This window comes from Paenibacillus koleovorans NBRC 103111 (genome assembly GCF_004000845.1).
GTDB lineage: Bacteria > Bacillota > Bacilli > Paenibacillales > NBRC-103111 > Paenibacillus_AA > Paenibacillus_AA koleovorans.
In genome coordinates this window covers 13,247-37,633 of record NZ_BIMA01000051.1, presented here as the reverse complement: position 1 = coordinate 37,633, position 24,387 = coordinate 13,247, and the positions used below count along the sequence as shown (strand labels likewise).

Annotated in this window: 25 protein-coding genes and 1 other RNA gene; 7 read left to right on the top strand and 19 right to left on the bottom strand. The window is 54.8% G+C overall.

Features of this window, described 5'->3' with window-relative positions; translation table 11 throughout:
- Nucleotides 1-27: 27 nt before the first annotated feature.
- From PKO02S_RS17685 to PKO02S_RS17670, 4 genes are all read right to left on the bottom strand, one after another.
- The gene (locus PKO02S_RS17685; RefSeq protein ID WP_127585169.1) at nt 28-1,908 is read right to left on the bottom strand and encodes a CHASE2 domain-containing protein; all 1,881 of its coding nucleotides are present in this window, start codon (nt 1,906-1,908) and stop codon (nt 28-30) included.
- 193 nt (nt 1,909-2,101) lie between these two features.
- Nucleotides 2,102-2,338, bottom strand: coding sequence for a ferredoxin (locus tag PKO02S_RS17680; RefSeq protein WP_127585168.1), 237 nt, complete (start codon nt 2,336-2,338; stop codon nt 2,102-2,104).
- A gap of 101 nt (nt 2,339-2,439) precedes the next feature.
- Nucleotides 2,440-3,051: a molybdopterin-guanine dinucleotide biosynthesis protein B gene (mobB, locus tag PKO02S_RS17675; protein WP_246067105.1), complete on the bottom strand. Its 612-nt coding sequence runs from the start codon at nt 3,049-3,051 to the stop codon at nt 2,440-2,442.
- A gap of 5 nt (nt 3,052-3,056) precedes the next feature.
- The gene (locus tag PKO02S_RS17670) at nt 3,057-4,352 is read right to left on the bottom strand and encodes a DNA polymerase IV (RefSeq protein ID WP_127585166.1); all 1,296 of its coding nucleotides are present in this window, start codon (nt 4,350-4,352) and stop codon (nt 3,057-3,059) included.
- Nucleotides 4,353-4,481: 129 nt separating this feature from the next.
- On the opposite strand from PKO02S_RS17670, the gene cimA reads away from it, so the two are divergent.
- On the top strand, nt 4,482-6,098 hold the full coding sequence (cimA, locus tag PKO02S_RS17665; protein ID WP_127585165.1) for a citramalate synthase: 1,617 nt from the start codon (nt 4,482-4,484) through the stop codon (nt 6,096-6,098).
- Nucleotides 6,099-6,179: 81 nt separating this feature from the next.
- On the opposite strand, the gene PKO02S_RS17660 is transcribed toward cimA, so the two are convergent.
- Nucleotides 6,180-6,719: a TlpA family protein disulfide reductase gene (locus PKO02S_RS17660; RefSeq protein WP_127585164.1), complete on the bottom strand. Its 540-nt coding sequence runs from the start codon at nt 6,717-6,719 to the stop codon at nt 6,180-6,182.
- 329 nt (nt 6,720-7,048) lie between these two features.
- On the opposite strand from PKO02S_RS17660, the gene PKO02S_RS17655 reads away from it, so the two are divergent.
- Together PKO02S_RS17655 and PKO02S_RS17650 are read left to right on the top strand one after the other, a co-directional pair.
- Nucleotides 7,049-8,218 carry an MFS transporter gene (locus tag PKO02S_RS17655; RefSeq protein WP_373865216.1) on the top strand — a complete coding sequence of 390 codons (1,170 nt, stop codon included), beginning with the start codon at nt 7,049-7,051 and terminating at the stop codon, nt 8,216-8,218.
- A 38-nt stretch (nt 8,219-8,256) separates the two neighbouring features.
- Nucleotides 8,257-8,757 carry a Mov34/MPN/PAD-1 family protein gene (locus tag PKO02S_RS17650; protein ID WP_127585162.1) on the top strand — a complete coding sequence of 167 codons (501 nt, stop codon included), beginning with the start codon at nt 8,257-8,259 and terminating at the stop codon, nt 8,755-8,757.
- Here the strand turns inward: PKO02S_RS17650 and PKO02S_RS17645 are convergent.
- From PKO02S_RS17645 to PKO02S_RS17635, 3 genes are read right to left on the bottom strand one after another with little or no spacing between them, the layout of a single operon-like run.
- On the bottom strand, nt 8,720-9,451 hold the full coding sequence (locus PKO02S_RS17645) for an exonuclease domain-containing protein (protein WP_127585161.1): 732 nt from the start codon (nt 9,449-9,451) through the stop codon (nt 8,720-8,722). The two genes, PKO02S_RS17650 and PKO02S_RS17645, sit on opposite strands and share 38 nt — an antisense overlap.
- Nucleotides 9,448-10,533 (bottom strand): DUF294 nucleotidyltransferase-like domain-containing protein, encoded by a 1,086-nt coding sequence (locus tag PKO02S_RS17640; RefSeq protein WP_127585160.1) that lies wholly within the window; start codon nt 10,531-10,533, stop codon nt 9,448-9,450. Before PKO02S_RS17640 ends, PKO02S_RS17645 begins: the two co-directional genes overlap by 4 nt.
- Before the next feature lie 22 nt (nt 10,534-10,555).
- Nucleotides 10,556-11,941 carry an ammonium transporter gene (locus PKO02S_RS17635; RefSeq protein ID WP_127585159.1) on the bottom strand — a complete coding sequence of 462 codons (1,386 nt, stop codon included), beginning with the start codon at nt 11,939-11,941 and terminating at the stop codon, nt 10,556-10,558.
- Between the two features lie 302 nt (nt 11,942-12,243).
- Between PKO02S_RS17635 and PKO02S_RS17630 the strand changes: the two genes are divergently transcribed.
- Nucleotides 12,244-12,681, top strand: coding sequence for a MerR family transcriptional regulator (locus PKO02S_RS17630; RefSeq protein WP_127585158.1), 438 nt, complete (start codon nt 12,244-12,246; stop codon nt 12,679-12,681).
- Nucleotides 12,682-12,705: 24 nt separating this feature from the next.
- Nucleotides 12,706-13,392 (top strand): zinc metallopeptidase, encoded by a 687-nt coding sequence (locus PKO02S_RS17625; protein WP_127585157.1) that lies wholly within the window; start codon nt 12,706-12,708, stop codon nt 13,390-13,392.
- 61 nt (nt 13,393-13,453) lie between these two features.
- Here PKO02S_RS17625 and gltC read toward each other — a convergent pair whose 3' ends face one another.
- The gene (gene gltC / locus PKO02S_RS17620) at nt 13,454-14,356 is read right to left on the bottom strand and encodes a glutamate biosynthesis transcriptional regulator GltC (protein WP_127585156.1); all 903 of its coding nucleotides are present in this window, start codon (nt 14,354-14,356) and stop codon (nt 13,454-13,456) included.
- 5 nt (nt 14,357-14,361) lie between these two features.
- A complete protein-coding gene (locus PKO02S_RS17615) occupies nt 14,362-14,955 on the bottom strand; it encodes a rhomboid family intramembrane serine protease (protein ID WP_127585155.1) in 594 nt (197 codons plus the stop codon).
- 151 nt (nt 14,956-15,106) lie between these two features.
- Between PKO02S_RS17615 and PKO02S_RS33305 the strand changes: the two genes are divergently transcribed.
- Both PKO02S_RS33305 and tpx read left to right on the top strand, forming a co-directional pair.
- On the top strand, nt 15,107-15,466 hold the full coding sequence (locus PKO02S_RS33305) for a WGxxGxxG family protein (protein ID WP_164821522.1): 360 nt from the start codon (nt 15,107-15,109) through the stop codon (nt 15,464-15,466).
- 79 nt (nt 15,467-15,545) lie between these two features.
- Entirely contained in the window at nt 15,546-16,064 is a 519-nt protein-coding gene (tpx, locus tag PKO02S_RS17605) for a thiol peroxidase (protein ID WP_127585154.1), read from the top strand.
- 71 nt (nt 16,065-16,135) lie between these two features.
- On the opposite strand, the gene PKO02S_RS17600 is transcribed toward tpx, so the two are convergent.
- The 9 genes from PKO02S_RS17600 to PKO02S_RS17560 form a co-directional block, all read right to left on the bottom strand.
- Nucleotides 16,136-16,528: a DUF1499 domain-containing protein gene (locus PKO02S_RS17600; RefSeq protein ID WP_127585153.1), complete on the bottom strand. Its 393-nt coding sequence runs from the start codon at nt 16,526-16,528 to the stop codon at nt 16,136-16,138.
- A 127-nt stretch (nt 16,529-16,655) separates the two neighbouring features.
- Nucleotides 16,656-17,588, bottom strand: a complete 933-nt coding sequence (gene pfkB, locus PKO02S_RS17595; protein ID WP_127585152.1) for a 1-phosphofructokinase — start codon at nt 17,586-17,588, stop codon at nt 16,656-16,658.
- Entirely contained in the window at nt 17,585-18,454 is an 870-nt protein-coding gene (gene fba / locus PKO02S_RS17590) for a class II fructose-1,6-bisphosphate aldolase (RefSeq protein ID WP_174819919.1), read from the bottom strand. The genes pfkB and fba overlap by 4 nt, the downstream gene beginning before the upstream one ends.
- A 118-nt stretch (nt 18,455-18,572) precedes the next feature.
- The gene (locus tag PKO02S_RS17585) at nt 18,573-19,346 is read right to left on the bottom strand and encodes a DeoR/GlpR family DNA-binding transcription regulator (protein WP_127585151.1); all 774 of its coding nucleotides are present in this window, start codon (nt 19,344-19,346) and stop codon (nt 18,573-18,575) included.
- A gap of 1,090 nt (nt 19,347-20,436) precedes the next feature.
- On the bottom strand, nt 20,437-21,414 hold the full coding sequence (gene glpX / locus PKO02S_RS17580; protein WP_127585150.1) for a class II fructose-bisphosphatase: 978 nt from the start codon (nt 21,412-21,414) through the stop codon (nt 20,437-20,439).
- 118 nt (nt 21,415-21,532) lie between these two features.
- Nucleotides 21,533-22,288 (bottom strand): spore cortex-lytic enzyme, encoded by a 756-nt coding sequence (sleB, locus tag PKO02S_RS17575; RefSeq protein WP_127585149.1) that lies wholly within the window; start codon nt 22,286-22,288, stop codon nt 21,533-21,535.
- 100 nt (nt 22,289-22,388) lie between these two features.
- Entirely contained in the window at nt 22,389-23,048 is a 660-nt protein-coding gene (gene fsa, locus PKO02S_RS17570) for a fructose-6-phosphate aldolase (protein WP_127585148.1), read from the bottom strand.
- Between the two features lie 62 nt (nt 23,049-23,110).
- A non-coding RNA gene (gene ssrS, locus PKO02S_RS17565) (6S RNA) lies at nt 23,111-23,294 on the bottom strand.
- Between the two features lie 129 nt (nt 23,295-23,423).
- Nucleotides 23,424-24,281 (bottom strand): YesL family protein, encoded by an 858-nt coding sequence (locus PKO02S_RS17560; protein WP_127585147.1) that lies wholly within the window; start codon nt 24,279-24,281, stop codon nt 23,424-23,426.
- Nucleotides 24,282-24,387: the final 106 nt, after the last annotated feature.

The window sequence follows — 24,387 nt, the reverse complement described above, 5'->3', positions numbered from 1 at the left end:
GATTCCTAGTGCGATGGACTCCTCTATCTATTTTTCGGCAGAAGCGGCCGCTTCCGAGAGACCTTTCTCGGCATGAACCTGATAAATCGGCACTGGTAATTCTTTCCCCTTCACCTTGATCTCGCCCATACTCTCGATTTCGAACAGATGGCCGACTCGATTATACACATTCTCGCTGATCAAGATTTGGCCCGGCTTCGCATTCGACTCCAAACGTGCGGACAAGTTGACGGTATCGCCGATCGCCGTATAGTCGAGGCGCAGATCCTCGGAGCCGATATTCCCTACGACGGCAGGGCCGCAATTGATTCCGATCCCGAAACGAACCGTAAACCCTAGCTTCTCCATAAGCTTCTGCTCCAGGATAGCGGATTGCTTCTTCATCTCCAGAGCCGAGCGGACCGCAAGCTCAGTATGATTGTCATAGCGGATCGGAGCCCCGAATATCGCCATGACGCCGTCGCCGATAAACTTGTCGAGCGTGCCGTTAAACTTGAACACCGCTTTGGTACAAACATCGAGGTATTCATTCAAGAATGCGATAACTTGCTCCGGCTCCAGCTTCTCCGACAACGTCGTGAACCCGCGGATATCGACGAAAATGAGCGTAATGTCCATCCGCTCGCCGCCCAGCTTCACTTCGTCGCCGGAAGTCAGCATTTTGTCCACGACCGTCTTCGGTACGAATCGGCCAAAGATGCCCGTCACGCGGTTGCGCTCCTGACGTTCCGCCAAGTAATGGTGAATGATCGACCAGACATACATAAGCGTAATCGCCATTAGCGGATAAAAAATCGGCAGGAAAATATGGAAAGCCTCGTTGAACAGCTCGAACGCGGCCATGTACAGAATCAAGGCTCCGACATAAACGAAAATGGCCGACCGGCCCTTGAACCGATTGAACAGGTAAAACGTCAGCAGAACGAGGGCAAGCAACAAGGCGATGCCGTAGCCTTCGTGCAGCTCCACCCAGAATTGGCCGTCGAGAATTGACTGAAGCATGTTGGCGTGCACTTCGACCCCGAACATCTTGATGACCTTGCTCATCGGCGTCATGTATTCGTCCTGCAGACCCGTCGAGAACGGTCCGATCAGCACGATATCGTTTTCGAATTCCAAAGCCGGAACTTTACCGCTCAACACGTCGGAGAACGAATAATTGCTATAGCCGGTCTTCAAATCGGCATCTTGCCGAGGCTTAGTATAAAACTGAGTCAATACTTGATTGCGAGAATTGGTAGGGATAACCGTCGAACCGCGTTTCCATTGTTTATCGGCTTCGTCCCAACGCACCTGCTCTTCGGCCGGCAGCGCCAGGTTGGCCAGCTTCACGCTGAACGCTTCGATCATGCCCCCCTCTTTCTCGGGGATGCCGACGATCAAGCGGCGAACCTTATCATCCGTATCGGGAAAAACGTTAATGTGGGCGATTTGAGATTTAGGGGCGTTAATAGCGGCTGTAGGATACTCGATCCGTTCGTATTCCAATTGATCAGCGGATTTCTGCTGAGGCGGGAACAGGACGTTGACCGGAAGCACGACGTTCTTGTATTTCTTCATAATATCGGCGAGCGCCTGATCGTTCTTGGCTTCCTTGCTCGGCTCCGGGAACAGCACGTCGACGCCGACCGCCGCCACTTTGCCGCTCTGGAGCTTCTCGATCAAATTCGCGTAGACGGTGCGATCCCATGGATATTGACCGATCGCCTCCAGCGACTTCGAGTCGATCTTGATGATCTTGATCTGCGTATCCGGCTCATGCTGCTGCATCACGCCGCTGAGCGCATCTCGCAATGGATTCTCGACGTAATGAAACGAACCTCCTGTCCCCGTCGTATACGACAGCACTGAAATAAGGGCTATAACTATAGCCGCAATGATCGACGTTCTCCAGTTCTTCTTGCTCATTATGGTCCTCCCCCGAGCTAACCTATCAACAAAATTCTACCTTGCTTCCATACTCCCATGATCCTCGATGGGCATAAGTACCTAAGCTTATTTTATAGGGGTTGGCGGATAATGGCAATCACTGTTTATGTTAATTTTACAACAAAAAAACCCCGTCTCTTAGCGGAAGAGACAGGGTTGTCTTACGCAATCCTTATTTATTGAAAGGGGCGTCGCCGATCTTGATGGAGTCGGTCGGGCAGCCGTCGGAAGCATCCTGCAGATCGTCGTACAGATCGTCCGGGATTTCGGTTGTGCCGGTGTTGCCGTCTCCGTCGAAGATAACTTCGGCCAGACCTTCATCATCGTAGTCGTAAATGTCGGGGGCAGTCGCACCGCACGCGCCGCATGCGATACAAGTATCTTTCTCTACCCATGTGTATTTTGCCATAATGGTATCCTCCTCAAATATATAGCCTCATGTAGTAATATAATACAAAACCTATGAAAGTTCAAACACTTTAAGACAACCAGTTGCCATACGAAACCAGCCTATGCAAGCCCGGAAGGAGTTATGCCCTTGGCAAGTCCCGCTTGCTTCGACAGGAAAAGCAGGACAAAACGCGACACCTCGAGCGGATCGTCCATGGCCAAGACTTCGAGATCGAGCCGCTTCTCCTGCATCAGAGAGCTCGGACAAGCCAGCGCAATCCAAGCCTCTCGAGGTCCTACATCCAGGATAGCGAGATCGGAGGCTCTTCGGGCAACGGCTATTTTCGGATGGTCACCTGACTTGAACCCCTCAGCGACAACCAGGTCGTATGGACATCCTCCAGCCGAATCCGTCTCTTTCGAGAGACGCTCCGCCATCCATTCCAGACTGCAATCCAATCGGCGCTCTCTCAGCACGAATCCTTCCGGCGACAACACTGCGACGGCAGAAGCTCCCGCCTCCAGATAAAGCGCTGAGTCGGTGCCCGGCGCTTCCTTGTAATGCCCGTGTCCGTCATGCTTCACGACCGCGACGCGAACGCCTTCCCGCTCCAGCAATGCCACTACTTGAGAAGCGAGCGAAGTTTTGCCGCTATTCGAATAGCCGGCGAAGCCGATCACAGGCAGCCGCCACTCCGTTACTATTGACTCCGACCGGTTCCAGCCCTCCATTGCATTCACTCCTTCTCCTCCTCCAGAGGCACCCGAAGATGGTCCATCTGCAGCGAGGTGCCTCGCACCTTATGATTGCGAATCAAGGAAGAGGGATCATCCCCCAGCATACCGGCCGTCAAAATAGCGCTCTCGCCGAATTTGTCGCGGATTCGGTCCATCGTGCGGTTGAGCTGCTCCTTGCGGGGGTGCTCCTTGTAGTCGAACAGGTCCAGCTGGATCGCCGCCGTTTCTCTTGGCTGCAAGCTTTGCAGCGTAATGCCGAGAAGCCGGATCGGGTTGCCTTCCTTCCAATGCTTTACGTACAAGCCGCAAGCCGTTTTATGTACGTCGTCGGCATTCTCGGTCGGGGTCGGCAACGTAAAAGAACGTGTAATCGTCTTCATCGAAGGATCGCGAATCGTAATCTGGATCGTTCCCGACACCATATGCTGGCGGCGAAGGCGGCGTGCCACCTGATCGGCCAAATTCAGAAACACGCGGGATACTTCGGCGAACGAAGTCACATTATAAGGCAGCGTCGTCGTATGCCCGATCGACTTGCTCGGCTCCCGATCCTCGAGCACCGGGGAGTCGTCGTTGCCGTTCGCCGCTTGCTTCAGCCAGCTCCCGTTCACCCCGAACTCCTTGACCAGGAACGCCTCGTCCGCCGCAGCCAGCTGGCCGATCGTCGTGATGTTCAGCTTGGTCAGCTTCTCCGCTGTCCGGCCGCCGATACCGTACATAAACGAGCAAGGCTTGTCCCATAACAGTCGGGGCACATCCCGCTTGCGCAACACGGTCAGTCCGTTCGGCTTCTTCATGTCCGAGGCCATCTTCGCCAGCAGCTTGTTCGGGGCGACGCCGATCGAGCAAGGCAAATGCAGCTCCTCGCGGATGCGCGCCTGCAGCCGCTCGGCGATTTCAAGCGGCGTACCGAACTGGCTCGAGCCGGTAATATCGACGAAACATTCATCAATGGACATGGCCTGCATTAACGGTGAATATTCATAGACTATATTCATAAACCGGCGGGAAAACTGCCGGTATAGATCGAAGTTCGGCTGCAGCAGGATCAACTCGGGGCACAGCTTCAGCGCCTCGCGGACTTGCATGCCGGTCTTGACTCCCTTCGCTCTGGCCGCATAGGAAGAGGTGACGATGATGCCTCTGCGCTTCTCGACACTGCCCGATACGGCGATCGGCTTGTTCTTGTACAGCGCCGGCTCGACCGCCTCATGCACGGAGCAATAGAAGGCGTTCATATCGATATGAAGGATGACTCTACCGTTTTTCGGATAATGCTCGTTTCGGTTGAACATGCGCCACACCCCCTTATTCAGCTTACCCGCTTGTGAAAATTTATTCAACATTCCCGACAGAAAATGCTATAATCAAGGTTAAGCTAAAACGGCGGCATTTCTGACGAAGGTGTTAAGGAGGCAGTTTCGATGTCCAATTCAGTAAGCATATTCGACACAACATTGAGAGACGGAACGCAAGGCGAAGGGATCAGCTTGACGGTCGACGACAAATTGAAAATCGCTCTGAAGCTTGACCAATTGGGCGTTCAATATATTGAAGGCGGATGGCCAGGCAGCAACAGCAAGGATATTGAGTTTTTCCACCGGGCGCGGGAGCTTAAGCTGACGAATGCCAAAATATCTGCATTCGGCAGCACGCGGCGCAAGGACATCTCGCCCGAGAACGACCACAATCTGAATCGGCTCGTGGAAGCCGGCGTCAGCGTAGCGTCGATCTTCGGGAAGTCTTGGGACTTCCATGTGCATACCGCCATCCAGACCACGCTTGAGGAAAATCTGGCGATGATCCATGATTCCGTGCGCTACCTGAAGAGCAAGGGTATGGAAGTCATCTATCTTGGCGAGCATTTCTTCGACGGCTACAAGAACAACCCGGATTACGCCTTGCAGACCGTTAAAGCCGCGGAATCGGCCGGCGCGGACTGGGTCGTGCTCTGCGATACGAACGGCGGCTCGTTGCCGACCGAAGTGTCGGCGATCGTCGCGGCCGTGTGCGCGAGCATCCAAGCGCCGGTCGGCATCCACGCCCACAACGACTGCGAGCTCGGCGTAGCGAACAGCATCGCAGCCGTCCAAGCCGGGGCCCGTCAAGTACAGGGCACGATCAACGGCTTCGGAGAGCGCTGCGGCAATGCCAACCTGTGCTCCGTCATCCCGAACCTGCAGCTGAAGCTGCCATACAAGTGCATCAGCGAGGAACAGCTCGCCAGCTTAACAACCATCGCCCGCTATGTCAGCGAGATTGCCAACGTGCATATGCCGGTCAACCAGCCGTTCGTCGGTGCGGCAGCGTTCGCGCACAAGGGCGGCATCCATGTCTCCGCCATCATGAAGCATCCTAAGACGTATGAACATATTACGCCTGAGCTAGTCGGCAACAAACAACGCGTCCTCGTCTCCGAGCTGGCCGGCCAGAGCAACCTGATGGTCAAAGCAACCGAGCTGAAGCTCGATCTGAACAAACAGTCGACGAAAACCCGCGACATCATCGAGAAGATCAAGGAGCTCGAGCATCGCGGCTATCAGTTCGAAGGCGCAGACGCCTCTCTCGAGCTGCTGCTGCGAAGAGCATTCGAAGACATCAAAGAAGCGTTCACCGTGGAGTCGTTCAAGCTGCTCGTGGAGAAGTCGTCCGGCAATGCCGTCAATTCCGAAGCGATCGTCAAGCTGAAGGTGCACGGCGAATCCGTCTACACCGCGGCGGAAGGCAACGGTCCGGTCAACGCGCTGGACAATGCGCTTCGCAAAGCGCTCTCGCCTTATTATCCGGATATCAAGCAATTCCACCTGACGGACTACAAGGTGCGTGTGCTGGACGAGAAAGACGCAACAGCCGCCAAGGTCCGCGTCCTGATCGAGACGACCGACTTCAACAACACCTGGAGCACGGTAGGCGTATCCGAGAACGTAATTGAAGCGAGCTGGGAAGCGCTCGTGGACAGTATCCAATACGCGCTGATCGGCAAGACGTACGTATGCAAGTCGGAGGAATCCCAAGAGCAGGTCGGACTGGTCAACCACTAAACAACTAAACAACTAAACCACTGAACGACAATAAGAAACCCGGGTACGCTTAGCCACACGGCTGCGAACCCGGGTTTTAATTTACTTAGCCAGCAATTCCTTTATCCGCTTCTCCAGCTCGTCCGGGTTCAGCAAATTGAAGGCGTCGGTAATAACGCCGTTGCGATCCACCAGAAACGTAGTCGGCAATCCCCGAATCCGGTACGTGTCCGACGCTTGCCCGTCTGGATCAAGCAACACCGGGAAGTCAAAGCCGAAATGCTTGACGAACGAATTCACGTTGTCCATTCGATCCTGCGAGGTCACATTAATGGCGTAAAGCTCCATGCCATCCTTGTACTTGTCAGCCAGCCGCTTCAGATCAGGAGCCTCCAGCTCGCATGGTCCGCACCAGGACGCCCAGAAATTGATCAACAGCACCTTGTCCCTTGTGCCGCCGACTTGATACGATTGCCCGTCCAGTCCTTCCAGAGCAAGCGTAGGCGCCAAGTAGTTCGGTCGAGGAGCCGTCTCGGTCGGGACGGATGCGGCTTGGTCTCCGGCGGAGACATTTTGATAAACGGCTACAACCGCCAATCCTACGATGAGCGCGGCGATGAGCCAATTTCGTTTGTTTGTCATAGTATGCCTTCCAATCGTTTCATTTCCGATCTCTTCTATTTTAGCATGCCACCAAGCTGCATTTCCAATCCCTTGATCCTATATAGGAGCTCACGCTCACGCAATTTTGGCAATACCCTGCTTGCATGGAGGTTTCTTCGAAGGGCAATAGTAACAAACGAAACCTTATGTCACGGAGGAACAACATGTCGACCACGACCAAGAAGCGAAGATTGCAAATCGTGTTTGAGAGCGATATCGAAGACGATGCCGACCATGCCCAAGCCTCGTCCAACAAGTCGGAGACAAAATCCCAAGGAACGGAAGGAAAAGCCCGCTGGCTGGAGTTTATGGCGATTGCCTCCATTCCGCTAGTGCTCGTGCTCGGCAACTCCATGCTCGTCCCGATCTTGCCCGACATGCAGCGGGAGCTGGGCATTTCCCAATTCCAGAGCAGCCTCGTCATCACGTTGTTCTCCTTCTCCGCAGGCATCTTCATTCCGGTCATCGGCTATTTGTCGGATAAATTTTCCCGTAAAGTGATCATCATCCCGGCTCTGATCGTATATGGCTCGGCTGGCGTGCTTGCCGGGTTCGGAGCGATCTGGAACTCCTATACGGTGATCATTATTGCCCGGGCAATCCAGGGAATGGCGGCAGCAGGCACGGCACCGGTAGCGATGGCGTTAGTCGGCGATCTGTACAAAGGCGGCACTGAAAGCAAAGCGCTGGGCCTAACTGAAGCCTCTAACGGTACCGGCAAAGTGCTGAGCCCGATCATAGGCTCCTTGCTCGCTCTAATCGTATGGTACGCCTCGTTTTTCGCTTTCCCGGTTTTCTGTGCGCTCTCCCTTGTAGCGGTCATTTGGCTGATCAAGGAACCGAAACGGGACAAACAGGAGCAGAAGCTCGGCGCTTATCTGAAATCGATCCTACAAATCCTTAAGCAAAAAGGACGCTGGCTCATCACATCCTTCGTCGCAGGCTCCATGGGACTATTCATCCTGTTCGGCGTGCTATTCTACTTGTCCAACCGGCTCGAGGAAGCGCCTTATAACATCGACGGGGTCCGAAAAGGGCTCGTGCTCGCCATTCCGCTGCTCGGGATGGTCACAACCTCCTACATTACCGGGAGCGTCATCAAGAAAAACGGCATCCTCATGCGCTGGCTTATGAATATCGGTCTGATCCTCATGGTCATTGCACTCGGCGCCACGATCTTCTTTTTCAACAAGCTGTACCTGTTCATCGGTCTGCTCACGATCAGCAGCATCGGCACCGGTCTGCTCCTCCCCTGCTTGAATACGATGATCACCGGCTCCGTCGAGCGCGAGCAGCGCGGCATGATCACCTCGTTGTACAACAGCTTGCGCTTCCTCGGAGTTGCGGTCGGACCGCCACTGTTCGGGTGGATGATGGACAAATCGGAGCGGCTCGTCTTCATTTCGGTGTCGGTCCTCTCGCTCGTCGTGCTCGGCCTGGTCTTCTTCCTGATCAAACCGGACAAACAAGTGAACTAATTAAGAATAATAAGCATTCTCAATTGGAGTACATTATAATGGAAGAAACACGTCAAAACCAGGGAGGGATTCCCTTGAAAACAGGTTCCGTAACCGTTCCTTCCGCAATGTACGAGTCGATAAACCAGATCTGCATTACACGATCTCCCGAGGAAGGCTGCGGCGTTTTATTCGGTTATCCTACTGACGCAGAAGCTTCCGAGTTTACGGTCACCGGGTGTGCGTTTTTGAAAAATGCAGCATCAGACTCGTGTCGTCGATTTCAGTTCGACCCCGTCGAATGGGTTCCCATCGTTATGAACGAGCGGCACCGCCTAATCGGCACCTTCCATTCCCATCCCGTTACATCAGCATTTCCTTCCGAAGAGGACCTTAGCTCAGAATGGAGTTGTTTGCCCGTCCATGTGATCGTTTCATTGCTTCCTAGTCCGAACTGGTTTGCCTATGCCAATCTTCAACCAAACAAAAACCATTCGACCGGCTTTCCCCGCAGCGAATGGTTTAATGGCTTAAATATTCATATAAGTCCCCAAGCGTAAGCACCTCTCGCTCCATCACCTCATGCAGCAGCTTGCCCCACAGCCGAGCGGTCATAACGGAATCGTAAAGCGCATGATGGCGGCTGTCCGACTCGATCTCATACATATCCAGAAGCGCGTCCAGACTGTAATTGCCCAGCTTCGGGTGCATGCGTTTCGCCAAAATCAAACAATCGAGCAGCCGATGCGACAAATTGACTTTGGACGTTTTCCACAACGCAGAGTTCAGAAAATGTTTGTCATGTCCGCTGCCATGCACGATCAGTACCCGATGCTGCACAAATTCGAGAAATTCCCGCAGCACTGTAATGAGCTCCGGCGCCTTCGCAGCCTCTTCGGTCGTGATGCCCGTCAGCCTTTCTACTTGTTCGGGTATTTTCCCTTTCGGCTGGGTCAAGCTATAAAATGTCTCTTCTTGCTTAATGAAACCACCAGAGATTGATATAGCACCGATCGAAATAATCTCGTCACCGTTATACGGAGAGAAACCGGTCGTCTCCAGGTCGAAAACGACCGCTTCCATATTTTCCAGCCGCACCTCATATAAGCTGTTTTTGCGCTGCTCCTTCATGAAAGAACGAATAAAGGCCATATGTTGCGCGTTTTGCGGATCGAACATCGAGGCGACGGCCGGCGTGATCCCGCCTTTTTTGTACAGATGCCACATGCGTCCTACCGTAGACATATCCTTCATCCCGAATCCCCCCGTTCCACGAGCAGCCGCTCAGCCCGCTTCCGCACCGCCTGCTGCAGCTCGTGTCCGTCGCGAAGCGCGCGCCTCAGCCGTTGCTTCAGCTCTCGGCTCAGCTGCTCCGCCTGTATGATGCCTCTGGTGGAGTAAATTCCGTTGTCCGATTGATACGGCGTCTGGGTCCTTAACCATAGTGCGAACTGCAGCGCCTCATTCCACCGTTGGGCGTGTTCCTCCGTAATAAACCCTCGCTTGGCAAGCTCCCCCAATCGAAGCCGAGACGACGTCTCCTGGACCCCTGCCATAATCGAGAGCAGCCGGATTCCATTGATCAGCGGAATATAGGAGCCGTATTTGATATCCAGCCCTCCCGCATCCGGGCCGTATCGTTCCGTGATCAAATTGCCGAAGGGTCCGAGCGAAGGCTTGTGATGCAATGTATTGCGCAGCATAGCGCCTAGAATGCCTGGCTTGCGGCGCACTTCCTCAGCGAAAGCTTCCTTCAACGCGGCGGCCAGCGACACCCCGTGCAATCCGCGAAGATCGAATACGATCAGCAAGTAGCGAACATTTTCCCAAGTCGGATCGTTGAACCATTCCCGGAGCATGCGGAGCCATTGCGACAACGGCTTGCGCCATTGCGGATTCGTACAGATCACGTTGCCTTCGCACGGCGGGTAGCCGATCTGCTGCAGCGACAGGAACACTTCCTCGCTCAGCAGCTCAAAATAAAGCGATGCCGCCTCCTGCCCCGCTTCGCCCGGATCCGCGTACACCAATCCGTTGTCCTGGTCGCTCCATTGCGTCTGCTCGGACCTGCCCCCGCTGCCCACCACCACATACGTATAAGGAACGGGAGGAGAACCCCGTCCTTCCTCGCGGAGCTTGCGCTCGCTCAGAATCAAGGTTCTCCTGATGAATTGGTCGTGCAACCGATTCAATTGACTGTACCAGTCCCCGATGTGCAAGTAAGCAGGAGGGGCCGGGAAATGGTCGAGCATTTGTTCCCGGAGGCTGCGCAGCTCTTCCACCTGCACAGCCCGATTGATGCTGTTTTCCATATGGGAAAGGTTATAGCCCTCCATGATGCCCCTCCGGCAGCTCGGATTAGACGCTCACCGACTCGCCGCCCGATTTCTTCAGGTGCTCCGGATATCCGTAAGAACCGTGCTCGCTGATATCCAGACCCATGATTTCTTCTTCTTCCGTTACGCGCAGCCCCATGGTTGCTTTCATGATGCTCAAAATGATGTAGGAGACGACGAAGACGAAGACGAATGCTACCCCTACGCCCATTGCCTGCACGCCCAGCTGATGGAGACCGCCGCCGTAGAACAAGCCTTCCTTACCGACGCCCACTATTTCAACCAGACGAGGTGCGGCGAAGAAACCAGTGGAGAGCGAACCCCAGATCCCCGCGATACCGTGCACGGAGAAGGCATAGATCGGATCGTCGATACCGGCTTTCTCGAACCATTGAGCGGTGAAGAATGTCAGCGTACCGGCGACCAGACCGATAACAACCGCTGCCCAAGGCTCTACGAAGGCGCAAGATGCGGTGATGGCCACGAGTGCAGCCAATACGCCGTTCAACATGCTAGGAATGTCGGCTTTGCCGAAGTACATCCAGGACACTACCAGCGCCGCTACACCGCCGGCAGCTGCAGCAAGGTTTGTATTCAATGCGATGAAGCCGAAGAATCCGTCGTTGACAGCGGAGAGCGTGCTGCCTGGGTTGAAGCCGAACCAGCCGATCCAGAGAATAATGACGCCGAGCACAGACAACACTTGGTTGTGACCAGGGATCAAGTTAGGTTTGCCATCTTTATTGTATTTGCCGAGACGCGGTTTGAGAAGCAGAGTAGCGACCAATGCCGCCGTAGCGCCTTGCAAGTGAACGACCGTGGAGCCGGCGAAGTCTTGCTTGCCGTGGTCGGCCAACCAGCCGCCGCCCCAGATCCAGTGAGCTACGAACGGATAGATCACTACCGTGAAGAGGACGCCGAAGACGAAGTATACGGAAAGTTTCGCTCTCTCTGCGAAGCCGCCCCAGGCGATGGCCAGCGCGACGCCGGCGAAGGCGAGCTGGAACAGGAACTTGATGCCGATCGGGACAATAGAGAACGACAGAGCACCGAATGATTCGGCCGCTTGCTCTTCCGTACCGTTAACGAAAAATCCGCTGAAGCCGATGATTTTGTTGCCGTCGCCGAAGGCTAGACCGAAGCCTACCGCCCAGAAGGCAAGGGCTGCTATACCGAACGTAAGGATCGTTTTACCGGCTACGTGACCGGCATTCTTCATTCGAGTGGATCCTGATTCCAGAAGGGCAAATCCGGCTTGCATAAAAATAACCAGGATGGCAGCCAACATAATCCATACTGCATCAACCGCTTGAAACAACTGCTCGTTAGTCGGAGGTTCATCCGCTGCAAAAGCGAACGTCGGAAAAGCTAACACCAGTAAAGCTACCATCAAAAGGACCCGTTTCATTCAATTACCCACCTTCATGTCAATTTTTATAACATTTAATGAAACCGATAGTGTCATTATACCTACCACTTCAGAATTTGACAATATGGTTTTTTATCATTTTAGTAAAAATCCGTACATTAGTTAGTTTTTTATTTGTGAACATTCGTAAGTACAAGCTTTCATGTCATCATTCATCACGTAATATTCAGATTGACTTGTCAGCCACCCGAACATCGAAGCATAACGTTTGACTGTACGGTTTTCATTCGTTATGATGAATCTATGGAGGGAAACGGTACATACTGAAAGGGGGGAGACCGATGGGGACTGCCTTATATCGAATCGGTGAATTGGCGCGGCTCTCCAGTGTCAGTCAGCGCACGATCGACTATTATACGAAGCTCGGCCTTATTTTTCCGGATAAACGCTCCGAAAAGAACTATAGGTTGTACGGGGATGAAACCATAGTCCGATTGAAACGTATAGAAGAAATGAAGAAAGAAAAATACACCCTGGAAGAGATCAAGGACAGCTTGAAACAGTGGCAAAAAGCAACCAAGGATGAAGCGGTGACAGAAAAGCTTACATCCCTGCAGCTTCATCTCAAGCAGCTCGAGCGGGAAGTGAAAGAGCTCAGTCCGCTGCTGTCGCAGATGAAGCCCCGCCAAGCGAAGAGCGCCTTAGGCGGTTTGGCCGCACAGAGTGCCGCTTGTATTGAAGCGCTTCTGATTCTTCTGGGTAAAGGTCCACTAATGTAGACTAAAAAATACGGAGGGAATGTCATGTTTTTTCACCCGATGGATTATCTGATCATTATCGCTTTCGTCGTTTCGATGTGGGCTCAGTTCCGAGTGAAGGGCACGTTCAACCGTTGGGCACAAGTCGCCGCATCCTCGGGATTGACCGGCTACGATGCAGCCCGTCGGATGCTCGACAACAACGGCCTCCACGACATACCGATCGAGCCGGTGCCGGGCGCGCTGTCCGACCACTATGATCCGATCCGTCGCGTCGTTCGATTGTCCGAGCCCGTATACTACGAGAGCTCAATCGCCGCAATATCGGTCGCCTGCCACGAAGTCGGCCATGCGATCCAGCATCAGCAGCACTATCCGATGCTCGTCGCCCGCCATAACTTGTTCCCGGTCGTGAACTTCACATCCGGCGTGGCGCCGCTCATGATCATAGCGGGTCTGATTTTCCAGCAATTCAACTTCTTGCTCGGTCTTGGCATCATCTTTTTCTCAGCAGCCGTACTGTTCCAGCTGATCACGCTGCCCGTCGAGTTCAACGCCAGCAGCCGCGCTCGCGAGCTGATGGTTTCGGAAGGCTTTATATCGAATGAGGAAGAACGCGGAGTGGCGAAAGTATTGAACGCCGCGGCTCTCACCTACGTAGCTGCCGCGCTGATTTCCCTGCTCGAGCTGATCAAGTACATTATGATTTTCACGAATCGGAACCAAGATTAATCCGATACAACAAAGACCGTCGAGCGCAGCATCCGCTGTCCCGACGGTCTTTTCAATTGGGTTAGCTTTCTAAGGGATCTTCGCGAAAATGGTTAAACAGAAACCGCTGAAACATTTCGGCCACGATCGGCAGCTTCTCGCCCTTACGGCGTACCAAACCAATCGTCCTCGTCACCCGGGGATGCGTCACCCTCACCTTGACCGGCATCAAGTCGCTAATCTCTGTTAACGCCATCTCCGGAAGCAAGCCTACCCCCATCCCCGCCGCAACCAGCCCTCGAATCGTATCGGTCTCTTCGCCTTCGAACCCGATCTGCGGCGTGAACCCGGCCTCCTTGCAAGCGTTATACACGATCGAACGAAGCGAATAATTGTCGCTGAACATAACGAACGGGTCGTCCTTCAGCTGCTCGAGCCGGATCGATTCCTGTCCTGCCAGCGGGTGACCGGTCGGGAGTACTGCATATAGCTCCTCCGTCAGCAGCATTTCGCCGTCCACCTGGTCATGACGCTCCGGGAACGGCGAGATGAAGGCGAGATCGACCTCGCCCCGCGTCACATCCCGGATCAGGCTGGAGAATGTCCCCTGCTTCAAGCGGAACTTCACTTGCGGATGTCCCTTGCGGAATTCCGCCACCACCTTAGGAATCAAGCTGATCCCCAACGTATGCGGAAACCCAATGCGAACTTCGCCGAGCTCCGGATCCAGAAATTCCCGCATTTCGTTCACCGCTTTATCCAGTCCGCTCAGCAGCTCCTCCATCCGCATCAGGAACAGCTTGCCTACCGGAGTAAGCTGCAGGTTGCGGCCCTTTTGCACGAACAGCTGCATTCCGAGCTCTTCCTCCAGCTGGTGGATTTGCCGACTGACCGCCGACTGCGCGACATGGAGTTCTTCGGCCGCCTGCGTCACATGCTGCTTTTTGGCGACTTTCACGAAGTATTGCAGCTGCCTCAATTCCAAGCCCCTTACCTCCTAATCATTTGACGGAACAAGAGCCATCCGCCCGCGAAACCGCCGAGATGCGCGTACCAATTCACGCTCGGGGTAATAAACGAGTAGATGACACCTACGACGAGAACGATTTTGATCGTTGTGGAAGAGCTTTTATCGATCGCTTGTTTGTGAAAGATTGCAATGTATAAATAAGCTGCAAAAATGCCGTATATGGCGCCGGAAGCGCCTGCCGACAAATGCACGCCGCGGTGCAGCAGCTCGCCGACCACATTTCCGATCACGCCGCTGCCCAAGTAAAATACCGCATACCGCCAATGCCCCAGAAGCCGCTCCAGCGGCGGTGCGAAGACGAATATGGAGAAGCTGTTGAACAACAAATGATCAAACCCGATATGGAGGAACGCAGCGGCCACATAGCGCCAGTATTCCCCCGAATAAGGCGGCTCACTAAACAAAGCCCCGAATTGAATCAATGTCTCCGGATTCTTCGAACTGCCCACCCATGTCATCAGGACGAACAACGCGATATTAACGAGCAAAATCGCCGATGTGACCGGATACAGCCGGATATACTGCCGGAAGCTCTCGTAGCGCACGAACAACATTGTAAATCCCTCCCGCTCTTCAAGCGCGATATCTCTTTCTTATCATACCTCAAACGCTTTCTTTTTTCCTCCGGGCTACGGATAGATTGCTAATATTTGCCCATCCTAGGAAAGTAATCCGATCCATTCACTCAAAGAAAGGGGTCCCCCCATGATACGTAAAAGCACCCTGCTTGGTTTCATCGTTGCGGCCGCTTTATTCCTGTCATCGCTTCCAAGTGCAATCGCGCAGCAGCCTGAGCGTACTAACAGCAGCAATGGCTACGATATGTCCGGATTGGGCATTCACCCTGGCAGCATGTACCCTCGTTCCCTTCAAAAGAAAACGTCGGCAGACGCAACCATCGATACGGATTCCACAACGACCGACACTCTACGCATGAATACGATCACACCAAAGACGCTCGAAGCGAGATCGGAGACCAACTGGAGCTGGCTTGGTTTGCTCGGACTGCTAGGGCTGGCAGGTTTGTTCGGCCGGGGGCGGAGCGACAACCGGGATCCGGTATAATTGGACAAGCGTCGCCGCGTTCGATTATAATAAGGATTGGCAAATCACTACATAATCAATCGAATGGGAGATGATCCGCATGGCACAAGAACGTACTGGCGTTGCAGCATTCAAAGGCAACCCGCTTACATTGCTCGGACCGGAAGTGAAAGTAGGAGATCAAGCTCCGGATTTCACGGTTAACAAAAACTTGCTCACCGAAGCCACACTCGCCGACTACGCCGGGAAAGTGAAGCTTATCAGCGTGGTCCCTTCGCTGGACACAGGCGTCTGCGACCAGCAAACGCGCCGTTTCAATGAAGAAGCCGCCAATCTGGGCGACAATGTAGCCATCCTGACGATCAGCGTCGACCTTCCGTTCGCACAAGCCCGCTGGTGCGGCGCCGCCGGCATCGACAAAGTCGTGACCCTGTCCGACTACAAGACGAAGTCCTTCGGCGAAGCCTATGGCGTAGTAATCAAAGAGTTCGGCTTGTTGATGCGGTCCATCTTCGTTATTGACGCGAACAACACCGTCCAATACGTCGAGTACTTGCCTGAAATGACCGAACACCCGAACTACGAAGCGGCGATCGAAGCCGTTAAGAAGCTTCTGTAAATGATAAAACAGCGTATCGGCTTCGCGAGAGGCCGATACGCTGTTTTGTTTGGTCTGGGACGGACTTGTTATTATCTGGAGTCCATCTTGTATCGGGCGAGCTTCTGGTCGAACATCTTGAACAGCTCGAGAATAGTCCGGTAATTGGAGCCCAAGTCGCCTAGCGACCCTCTGGAAGCGGAATAAATGTCGACCGCCGACTTCACAGGGTTGATTGCGAACAAGGTCAATGTGATGTCCTGCGTACGTCCGGTCATGGTCTTCTTAGTGACGACGATCTCCCCGACGTTCTTCACTTCATGGAGCACGGTGTACTTCGGCAGCTTTTTGAGCAGTGTTACGATTTCTTCCCACAGCTGATCCTTCGAAATTTTGTAATAGCGGGTTTTCAGAGCCGGGTCTTTCGCTTTCTCGCCAGTCACCTCATGGCTGCGCATTAGTCCAATCAAGGTTCTTTTCAACAACGGTGTTAAACCCCCTCTATCATTCCACGCAAAATCATGCGATTTGTCCACTTCGCGCCTACTCTTCATATTACCATGAAACAAGCGAACAAAAAAGCCAATTCGGAGGAATTGGCCAAGGAAATGTCTACGCAATCGTTTCGATTCGCACTTGTTCGAGAAAAAGAGAAACATCTTCCAATCTGACGTTGCCGGCCTCCGGCATAAGCGCGTTCGCCGTACCGGTTGCGGTCGCCAGCTTGAGCGCTTGCTGGATCGAGTCGCCCCGCTCGAGTGCAACGGCCATCCCCGCGACGAACGAATCGCCGCAGCCCACGGTGTTGACCGCTTCGATGCGGGGAGCATGGATACGGTACACAATTCCGTCGTAGCCGGCCACGGAGCCTTCCGCTCCGAGCGAGACGACGACGCATCGGATCCCGTCGCGCATGAGCTGGTACACACTCGAATACACATCTTCGACGCGCTCCAGCTTCTTGCCGAGGATTTTCTCGACCTCGTCTTCGTTCGGCTTGATCAGGAACGGCTTGGCTTGTATGCCCTGCACGAGGGCGTCGCCGCTGGCGTCCAAGAACGCCATGGCGCCTTCCGCGCGGACGATCGCGATCAGCTCCGCGTAGAAGGAAGCCGGCAGCCCCTTGGGCAAGCTGCCCGACAAGGTTACGATCTTCGATTGGGCGGCCAACTCGCGTATTTTGTGCTTCATCGCGGCGGCCTGCGCTTCCTCGATCTCCGGTCCTTGCTCCAGCAGCTCGGTGGAGCGGCCATTGACCGGATCGATGATGTTCAGGCACAGCCGCGATTCGCCCTCGACGCGGACGAAGTCGTTCGCAATGCCCTGCTGCTCCAGCTGCCGCTCAATGTAGCTGCCGTTGCTGCCGCCGACGAAGCCGGTCGCCCGGACCGGGCCGCCGAGCAGATAGGCTACCCGGGCCACGTTCACGCCTTTGCCGCCCGGGTAGCTGATCATCCGGCTGGCGCGGGATACGCGGCCGAGCTCGAAGCCGTCGACGAAATACGTCTTATCGATAGCGGCGTTCAGGGTGACGGTTGTGATCATCGGCGGAACTCGCTCGCCTTCCCGAAGCTGCCGCACAGCCGCATTTTCTCGATCGCCGCCGCTTTGAGCGCCTTCTTCGCCGGCACCATGTACTTGCGCGGGTCGTTCTCATCCGGATTCGCCGCGAACACTTCCTTGATCGCGTCGGAGAACACGATACGCAGCTCGGTCGCCACGTTCATCTTGGCCATGCCAAGCGAGACGCAGCGGCGCACCTGCTCTTCCGGGATGCCGGAACCGCCGTGCAGCACGAGCGGCACTTCCACGCGGTCGGCGATGCGCTTGATGCGGTCGAAGTCGATCTTCGGATCACCCTTGTAGATGCCGTGCGCCGTTCCGATTGCCGGAGCGAGCGTAGGCACGCCCGTGCGCTTGACGAACTCTGCGCACTCGTCCGGGTCGGCCATGAGCGCTTCGTTGTCGGCTACTACGATGTCGTCTTCCACACCGCCTACTTTGCCGAGCTCCGCCTCTACGTTCACGCCTGCCGCGCGAGCGACTTCCACGACCTTCAGCGTCTGGCGCACATTCTCTTCGAACGGAGAATGCGAAGCGTCGATCATGACGGACGTATACCCGGCGCGAATGCAGCGTACGATCAGGTCGAATTCCGTACAATGGTCAAGATGCAGGGCGATCGGTACTTTGGACTGGTTGGAAGCGACGGTTGCCGCTGCCGCGATGTATTCCGGGCCGAGATGCTTCACTGTGCCGACGGTCGATTGGATGATGAGCGGGGAATCCGTTTCTTCAGCCGCCTCTACGACCGCTTGGAGCATCTCGAGCGTGTGCACGTTGAAGGCGCCGATGCAATAGCCGCCTGCGCGAGCCGCTTGCAATAATGGAGTGGATGATACTAATGGCATGATTGCTTCCTCCCGAATTTGTACATTTGTGATAGTTTCGTTTCGTTTGCTTTCATTTCCTATTGTAACGGATGAACGTTCCGCCTGACAAGAAGACTTTTCCCGAAAAATGGGGTCGCTAGACAATGATCAGCCGGATGCCCAACTCGCGGATTTGACCGGCCAGCTCCCTGTTGATGCCCTCATCCGTGATGACGGTATGCACGACTCCAAGCGTCGCGACATGCGAGAAAAACACTTTGCCGAATTTGGTATGGTCGGCCACGACAATGACTTCCTTCGCGATCGAGATCATTTGCCGATCCATGCTCGCTTCCGCCAAATTCGGCGTCGTCAGCCCTTCCTTCAAGTCGAAGCCGTCGACCCCCAGGAACAGCTTGTCCACGCGAATGTTCTGCAGCGTCTCCTCCGCCAGCGGGCCGACGAGCGCGAACGACTTGCGCCGCAGCTTGCCGCCGATCAGGATGATCTCCAGCTCCGGATAGTTGCCGATCTGCACCGCGATGTTGGCGGCGTTCGTGACGATCTTGAGCCCCTTCTTGCCGATAAGCCGCTTGGCGATCAGCATATTCGTCGTGCCCGGCGTCAGCATGACGGCGTCCTCATCGCTGATCAGCTTAGCCGCCGCTTCGGCGATCCGCTCCTTCTCCTCGACGAGCGCCTCCTCTTTCTCGGAGAACGACTTCTCGTGCGCGACTTCGCTCACATGCGCATGGAGCGCCATTGCCCCGCCGTGCGTGCGCAGCAGCAGCTCCTTCTCCTCAAGCTTCTCGAGGTCGCGGCGAACAGTCACCTGCGAGACGCCAAGCGCTTCGCTCAGCTCCGCCACGGTCGCTTTGCCCGCTTGATTTACGACTTCCATGATGCGTACGTATCGTTCTTCGGCGAACATGAATGCCTCCCGAATACCTTCTTTTAAGATCGTTTTCTTTCAATTTTGATCATATACGAAAGCGAGCGAGAATGCCAGTTTTTTGTCGGGCGCCTCCAACACCCTTGCACCAAAATAGCGATTCTGTAGAGACTTATGTCGTCCCCACAAGCTCAAAATCATCATGTACTGGCTGGGACCGGGGGGTTGGGCTGGAACGCGTGAGTTGGAGCCGATAGTGCCTGTAGATGTAACCCCAAGCCTGCCGATCGCCAAGTAACCTTGCTCTTGCACTGCACTCATCAGCCCGAGGACCTTATAAGAAAAACCTGATCGGAAGTTCACCGAGCGATCAGGTCTTCGATTGCCTGCCGAGAGTAAGCTATGGACAATTTTCTCCTGGAGAGGGTCCTGGCGGGACTCGGATTGTCGTGTTGGAATGGGGGATGGGGGATGGGGCCGACACTCTCAGCACCTACCAGCTACTCCCGACATAAATCTCCAGTTTCCCCGGACGATACTCTCGAGTCCAGCCAGTAACCAGGCTATGCAGCCCAAACTCTTTCCCCACCCCACTATCGCAGCCCGACTTTTTCGGACTCCGTGACGGTTGCATGGCGGAAGAGGCTCGCAGTCCGAATTTGCCCACTTGCAGAGCCGTTTCCATCCACCCCTTCGGAAATCGTCGCTCCAATTCGGCTCATTCGGACTACGTGGCCGATGCGGAAGACGAACGCCTCTCCAGACCGACTTTTTCGGGCTACAGACACCGATGCCGCGAGGCGGCACCACGGCTGCTGAAAAGAGGGCGAATTTTCAGAGTAGAGTAGCGAGCGGAGATTGTCTCTCCCTCCCGTACGAATAGTTACCGGCCAGGACCGGGAGTGTCGTGCGGACAATCAGGGAGTGAGCGGTGAAGGAGCGGTAGATGCAACCCCAGTCGGCCGATCGTCAAGTAGCCTTGCTCTGCAGTCCGACTCCCCCAGTAAGTCAGGAAACCCCTGACGCTTCAATATGGTGGAGAACTTAACTTTCTTCTCTTTTTCAAGCAAAAACCGCCCTCACGGACGGTCTTCTGGTGTAGCAGTATCGTTCATCCAAGCCAGCCGCGCTACTCCTGCGGCTCGTTGTGCACGAGCTGTTTGTTCGGCAAGTAGTGCAGCGTCCGGATGTGCCGGATCGTCCGTGTCTTCGCTCGCATGACGAGCGAATGCGTCTCCGCCCGCTCCCCGGCCAGGTAGCGCACGCCTTGCAGGAAGCTGCCGGACGTGACGCCAGTCGCGGCGAATATGACATCGTCTTGGCCGACCATGTCGTCCATCGACAGCACCTTGTACGGATCGGCCAGCCCCATCGATACACAGCGCTGGTACTCGATGGCATTGCCCGGCATAAGCCGGCCCTGGAGCTCGCCGCCGAGGCACTTGAGCGCCGCCGCCGCGAGCACGCCCTCCGGCGCCCCGCCGGAGCCGACGAACAGGTCGATGCCGCTCTCCGGCATCGCCGGCGCAATCGCCCCCGCCACGTCGCCGTCGGTGATGAACTTGATCCGGACGCCTACCTTGCGCAGCGTCTTGACGATCATGTCATGGCGCTCGCGGTCGAGCATCATGACGGTCAAATCGCTTATCTTTTTCTTCAGCGCCTTGGCAGCGATCTGAAGCGTCTCCTCGAGCGGAGCATTGATATCCACTTTACCGACGAGAGCCGGTCCCACGGCAAGCTTCTCCATATACATGTCCGGCGCATGCAGCAAGTTCCCTTTATCGGCGATAGCCAGCACCGAGATCGCGTTGTCCAGCCCCCGGGCGACGATATTCGTCCCTTCCAGCGGATCGACGGCAACGTCCACTTCCGGACCCTGCAGGCTGCCGACCTGCTCGCCGATATACAGCATCGGCGCTTCGTCCATCTCGCCTTCGCCGATCACCACCGTGCCCCGAACCGAGACGGTATCGAACATGTGGCGCATCGCGGTCGTCGCCGCTTCATCCGCCTCGTTCTTGCGTCCTCGCCCCATCCAGTGCGCGGCGGACAAAGCCGCCATCTCCGTTACCCGAACGACTTCCAGTGCCAGCTCTCTCTCCATTATGCTTCGTCCCCCGCTTTGGAAAAGTGTTATAGGATCACATTGTATCACACTTGGACGTCATGCATAAGGGGAAATCGATGATTTATGTCGTTCCATTCACCTAATTTTACACACTTTATTTGCAAAAAATATGTTTGCCGATCTTCTTGATCTGCGGACGCGTCCAGATCCAAGCCGATGTCGCCGTATCCGGATTGAAATAATACAACGCCTCCCCGGTCGGATCCCAGCCATTGATCGCGTCGTTCACCGCCTTCAGTGACACGTCGTTCGGCGTCAGCCAAATCTGGCCGTCCGCCACCGCTGTGAATGCTCCAGGTTGAAAAATAACGCCCGAAATCGTATTCGGAAACGAAGAGCTGCGCACGCGATTCAGAATAACGGCAGCCACCGCCACTTGCCCGATATACGGTTCTCCCCGCGCTTCACCGTATACTGCCTGAGCCATGATCCGCTTATCCTGGTCGCTGAAAGCGGAGCTGGCCGGAGGCACCGTGCTCTGACCGGGACCGGCAGCGCCTGGCGCCCAGCTCTTCGTCGCGTTATACAACCGGACTTTCGTTTGCGGGCCGACGACGCCGTCCACCTTCATGCCGAACTTGAACTGAAAGTCCTTCACCGCCCGCAGCGTCTGGCTGCCGAAATCGCCGTCGATCCGCCCCCGGTAATAGTCCAAGTATTGAAGCCTTCCTTGCAGCTCGCGAACATCAGTCCCTTGCGCCCCGTACCGTAATATTTGCGAGCCGAACGAATAGGTAGCTTGCGGCACGAGCAGGGCAGCCAACAATAACACAGCCAATCCGAGGGCAATCGTCCAGCCCGTATGCGACCTCCATCGCTCCGACCCTTCGAATCTGTTGAATTTGCGCATAGCAACAATCCCTCCATCCTCACGATTCCGGACATGCATCCGTGTTGTCGTTAGTATGAAGGGATTGAAGACGTTCTATTCGAATTCGCGAATGATAGCTTTAGAACTTGCTCAGCTTGGCGCTTTCCCAATCGGCGGTGAACTTCTCGATGCCTTGATCGGTCAGCGGATGTTTGATCATTTGATGGATGACCTTGAGAGGAACCGTAGCGATATGAGCGCCGACCAGTGCCGCCTCGATCACATGCGCCGTGTGGCGGACGCTTGCCGCGATAATCTCGCTCTGAATGCCTTGCACTTGGAAAATTTGCGAAATCTCGCGAATCAAGTTCATCCCGACTTGGTTGATGTCATCCAGGCGGCCGATGAATGGCGATACGAACGTAGCACCTGCACGGGCGGCCAGAATCGCTTGCGTGGAGCTGAAAATCAACGTTACATTCGTCTGGATGCCGAGATCGGTCAATCCGCGCGTAGCCGTCAAGCCGTCAGGCGTCATCGGCACCTTCACAACGATGTTCGGCGAAATCGCGGCGAGCTTCTTGCCTTGCTCGATCATTTCGTTCGCTTCCAGCGAGATGACTTCAGCGCTGATCGGAATTTGGTCGCCTACGATCGAGATGATCTCACGCAGAGTGGCGAAGAAGTCCTTGCCTTCCTTGGCGATCAGAGACGGGTTGGTCGTTATACCTGCGAGTATGCCTAGGTTGTGCGCCGAGCGAATTTCCTCCACATTGGCCGTGTCGATAAAGATTTTCATTACAAGTCACCACCGGATATGTATTTGAAAAAATCGAGCCCCCAAAATCTGTGCACAAAAAAAAGAAACCCGCATATGTCGTTCGATTCTCTTGTTTCAAACCCGCTCTCGCAGGTGGGTGTCCGCAGCGGCCAGTCTGAAGTCCCTTTTCGAGGGCGTGTCATCGGGGCAGCAATGTAGGACTCCCGAACAATGTTTCATTGGTTTAAAACATTCGGAAAATCGTGACGAACATCGCAGGAGCGTTCGCTATGCATTCAATTGTAGCTCTATTATAGGCACATCCGAAACAAAAAGTAAACCGAAGCCGCCAGCCCACCTATTCCCATTCTGGAAATAAGCGACAAACGGCTCCACTTCGCAGCATAAATCGTATTATTTACGCTCGTCCGAATCGTTCACCGAGCGATGGCTATCCCGGTCGAAATCGCCGTCCGCAAACCGCTCCACGCCGTCCTTGCGGACGCCGCCTTCCGCTTCAAGCCGCTCCGCTTCCGCCTTCGCCTCTTGCTCTTCCTTCTTCTTCTGCTCCTTCTCCGTTCTCGTCTTGATCTTGTCGAATATCCGGTTGAACCAGAAGAACGAGAGCGTCGCCATGATGCTGCCCATGAAGAACGGGATGAGGAACGTAAACTTCGTAAAGCTGACGTATGCCACCGCACCGTTGGATACGATCAGCATGATCGTAATGAGCGGATTGCCGATCGTGATCAGAATCGCATTCTTCAGCAGCTGGAACAGCTTCATATGGAAGTGCACCATCAGGGAGAAGAAATGGAACATGGACGCGCCTAAAATGACAAGCAGGATAATGAACAAGACGGACAGCAAGCTGAGCGTATTGCTCTGCTCCAAATAAAACTTGTAGTTGACGATCACGATGACGGTCAGCAGGATGTAGAAAATGCCGCCAAGCATAGCCTGCAAGTAGTTTTCTTTGTACCCGCGAAAATACGTCTTGAACAGCGAGACGTCCGTATCGCCCGTCACCCATTTGCGGGCAACGGTGAAAACGGCCGCGGTCGCCGGAAACAGCGTAAACGGGGAGACGATAGCCAGCAAAGTAAGCGATTGCACCCAAACATCAGGATTTTCGCTGATTGCGATCAAACCGGCTAGCACCAGGTAAAAGAAAGGAAACGAGCAGATCACCCACAGCACATTGATGACTGACAAGCGCATGATCCATTCCGAAATGCGGTAGAAGCCGCCCATTATTCCACGAAATTCCAAAACCGAATCCCCCTTCGACTTATGTCATCTACCATAATACCGTATCCCGTTCGGAAAATGCAAAAGTTTTCGAGACGGGCCGGAGCGAAAAAACCGCCCGAGCCGC

Coding starts and splice junctions, on each gene's coding strand:
- PKO02S_RS17685 (WP_127585169.1), bottom strand. CDS start 1,908: ATGAGCAAGAAGAACTGGAGAACGTCGATCATTGCGGCTATAGTTATA.
- PKO02S_RS17680 (WP_127585168.1), bottom strand. CDS start 2,338: ATGGCAAAATACACATGGGTAGAGAAAGATACTTGTATCGCATGCGGC.
- mobB (WP_246067105.1), bottom strand. CDS start 3,051: ATGGAGGGCTGGAACCGGTCGGAGTCAATAGTAACGGAGTGGCGGCTG.
- PKO02S_RS17670 (WP_127585166.1), bottom strand. CDS start 4,352: ATGTTCAACCGAAACGAGCATTATCCGAAAAACGGTAGAGTCATCCTT.
- cimA (WP_127585165.1), top strand. CDS start 4,482: ATGTCCAATTCAGTAAGCATATTCGACACAACATTGAGAGACGGAACG.
- PKO02S_RS17660 (WP_127585164.1), bottom strand. CDS start 6,719: ATGACAAACAAACGAAATTGGCTCATCGCCGCGCTCATCGTAGGATTG.
- PKO02S_RS17655 (WP_373865216.1), top strand. CDS start 7,049: ATGGCGATTGCCTCCATTCCGCTAGTGCTCGTGCTCGGCAACTCCATG.
- PKO02S_RS17650 (WP_127585162.1), top strand. CDS start 8,257: ATGGAAGAAACACGTCAAAACCAGGGAGGGATTCCCTTGAAAACAGGT.
- PKO02S_RS17645 (WP_127585161.1), bottom strand. CDS start 9,451: ATGAAGGATATGTCTACGGTAGGACGCATGTGGCATCTGTACAAAAAA.
- PKO02S_RS17640 (WP_127585160.1), bottom strand. CDS start 10,533: ATGGAGGGCTATAACCTTTCCCATATGGAAAACAGCATCAATCGGGCT.
- PKO02S_RS17635 (WP_127585159.1), bottom strand. CDS start 11,941: ATGAAACGGGTCCTTTTGATGGTAGCTTTACTGGTGTTAGCTTTTCCG.
- PKO02S_RS17630 (WP_127585158.1), top strand. CDS start 12,244: ATGGGGACTGCCTTATATCGAATCGGTGAATTGGCGCGGCTCTCCAGT.
- PKO02S_RS17625 (WP_127585157.1), top strand. CDS start 12,706: ATGTTTTTTCACCCGATGGATTATCTGATCATTATCGCTTTCGTCGTT.
- PKO02S_RS17615 (WP_127585155.1), bottom strand. CDS start 14,955: ATGTTGTTCGTGCGCTACGAGAGCTTCCGGCAGTATATCCGGCTGTAT.
- PKO02S_RS33305 (WP_164821522.1), top strand. CDS start 15,107: ATGATACGTAAAAGCACCCTGCTTGGTTTCATCGTTGCGGCCGCTTTA.
- tpx (WP_127585154.1), top strand. CDS start 15,546: ATGGCACAAGAACGTACTGGCGTTGCAGCATTCAAAGGCAACCCGCTT.
- pfkB (WP_127585152.1), bottom strand. CDS start 17,588: ATGATCACAACCGTCACCCTGAACGCCGCTATCGATAAGACGTATTTC.
- fba (WP_174819919.1), bottom strand. CDS start 18,454: ATGCCATTAGTATCATCCACTCCATTATTGCAAGCGGCTCGCGCAGGC.
- PKO02S_RS17585 (WP_127585151.1), bottom strand. CDS start 19,346: ATGTTCGCCGAAGAACGATACGTACGCATCATGGAAGTCGTAAATCAA.
- glpX (WP_127585150.1), bottom strand. CDS start 21,414: ATGGAGAGAGAGCTGGCACTGGAAGTCGTTCGGGTAACGGAGATGGCG.
- sleB (WP_127585149.1), bottom strand. CDS start 22,288: ATGCGCAAATTCAACAGATTCGAAGGGTCGGAGCGATGGAGGTCGCAT.
- fsa (WP_127585148.1), bottom strand. CDS start 23,048: ATGAAAATCTTTATCGACACGGCCAATGTGGAGGAAATTCGCTCGGCG.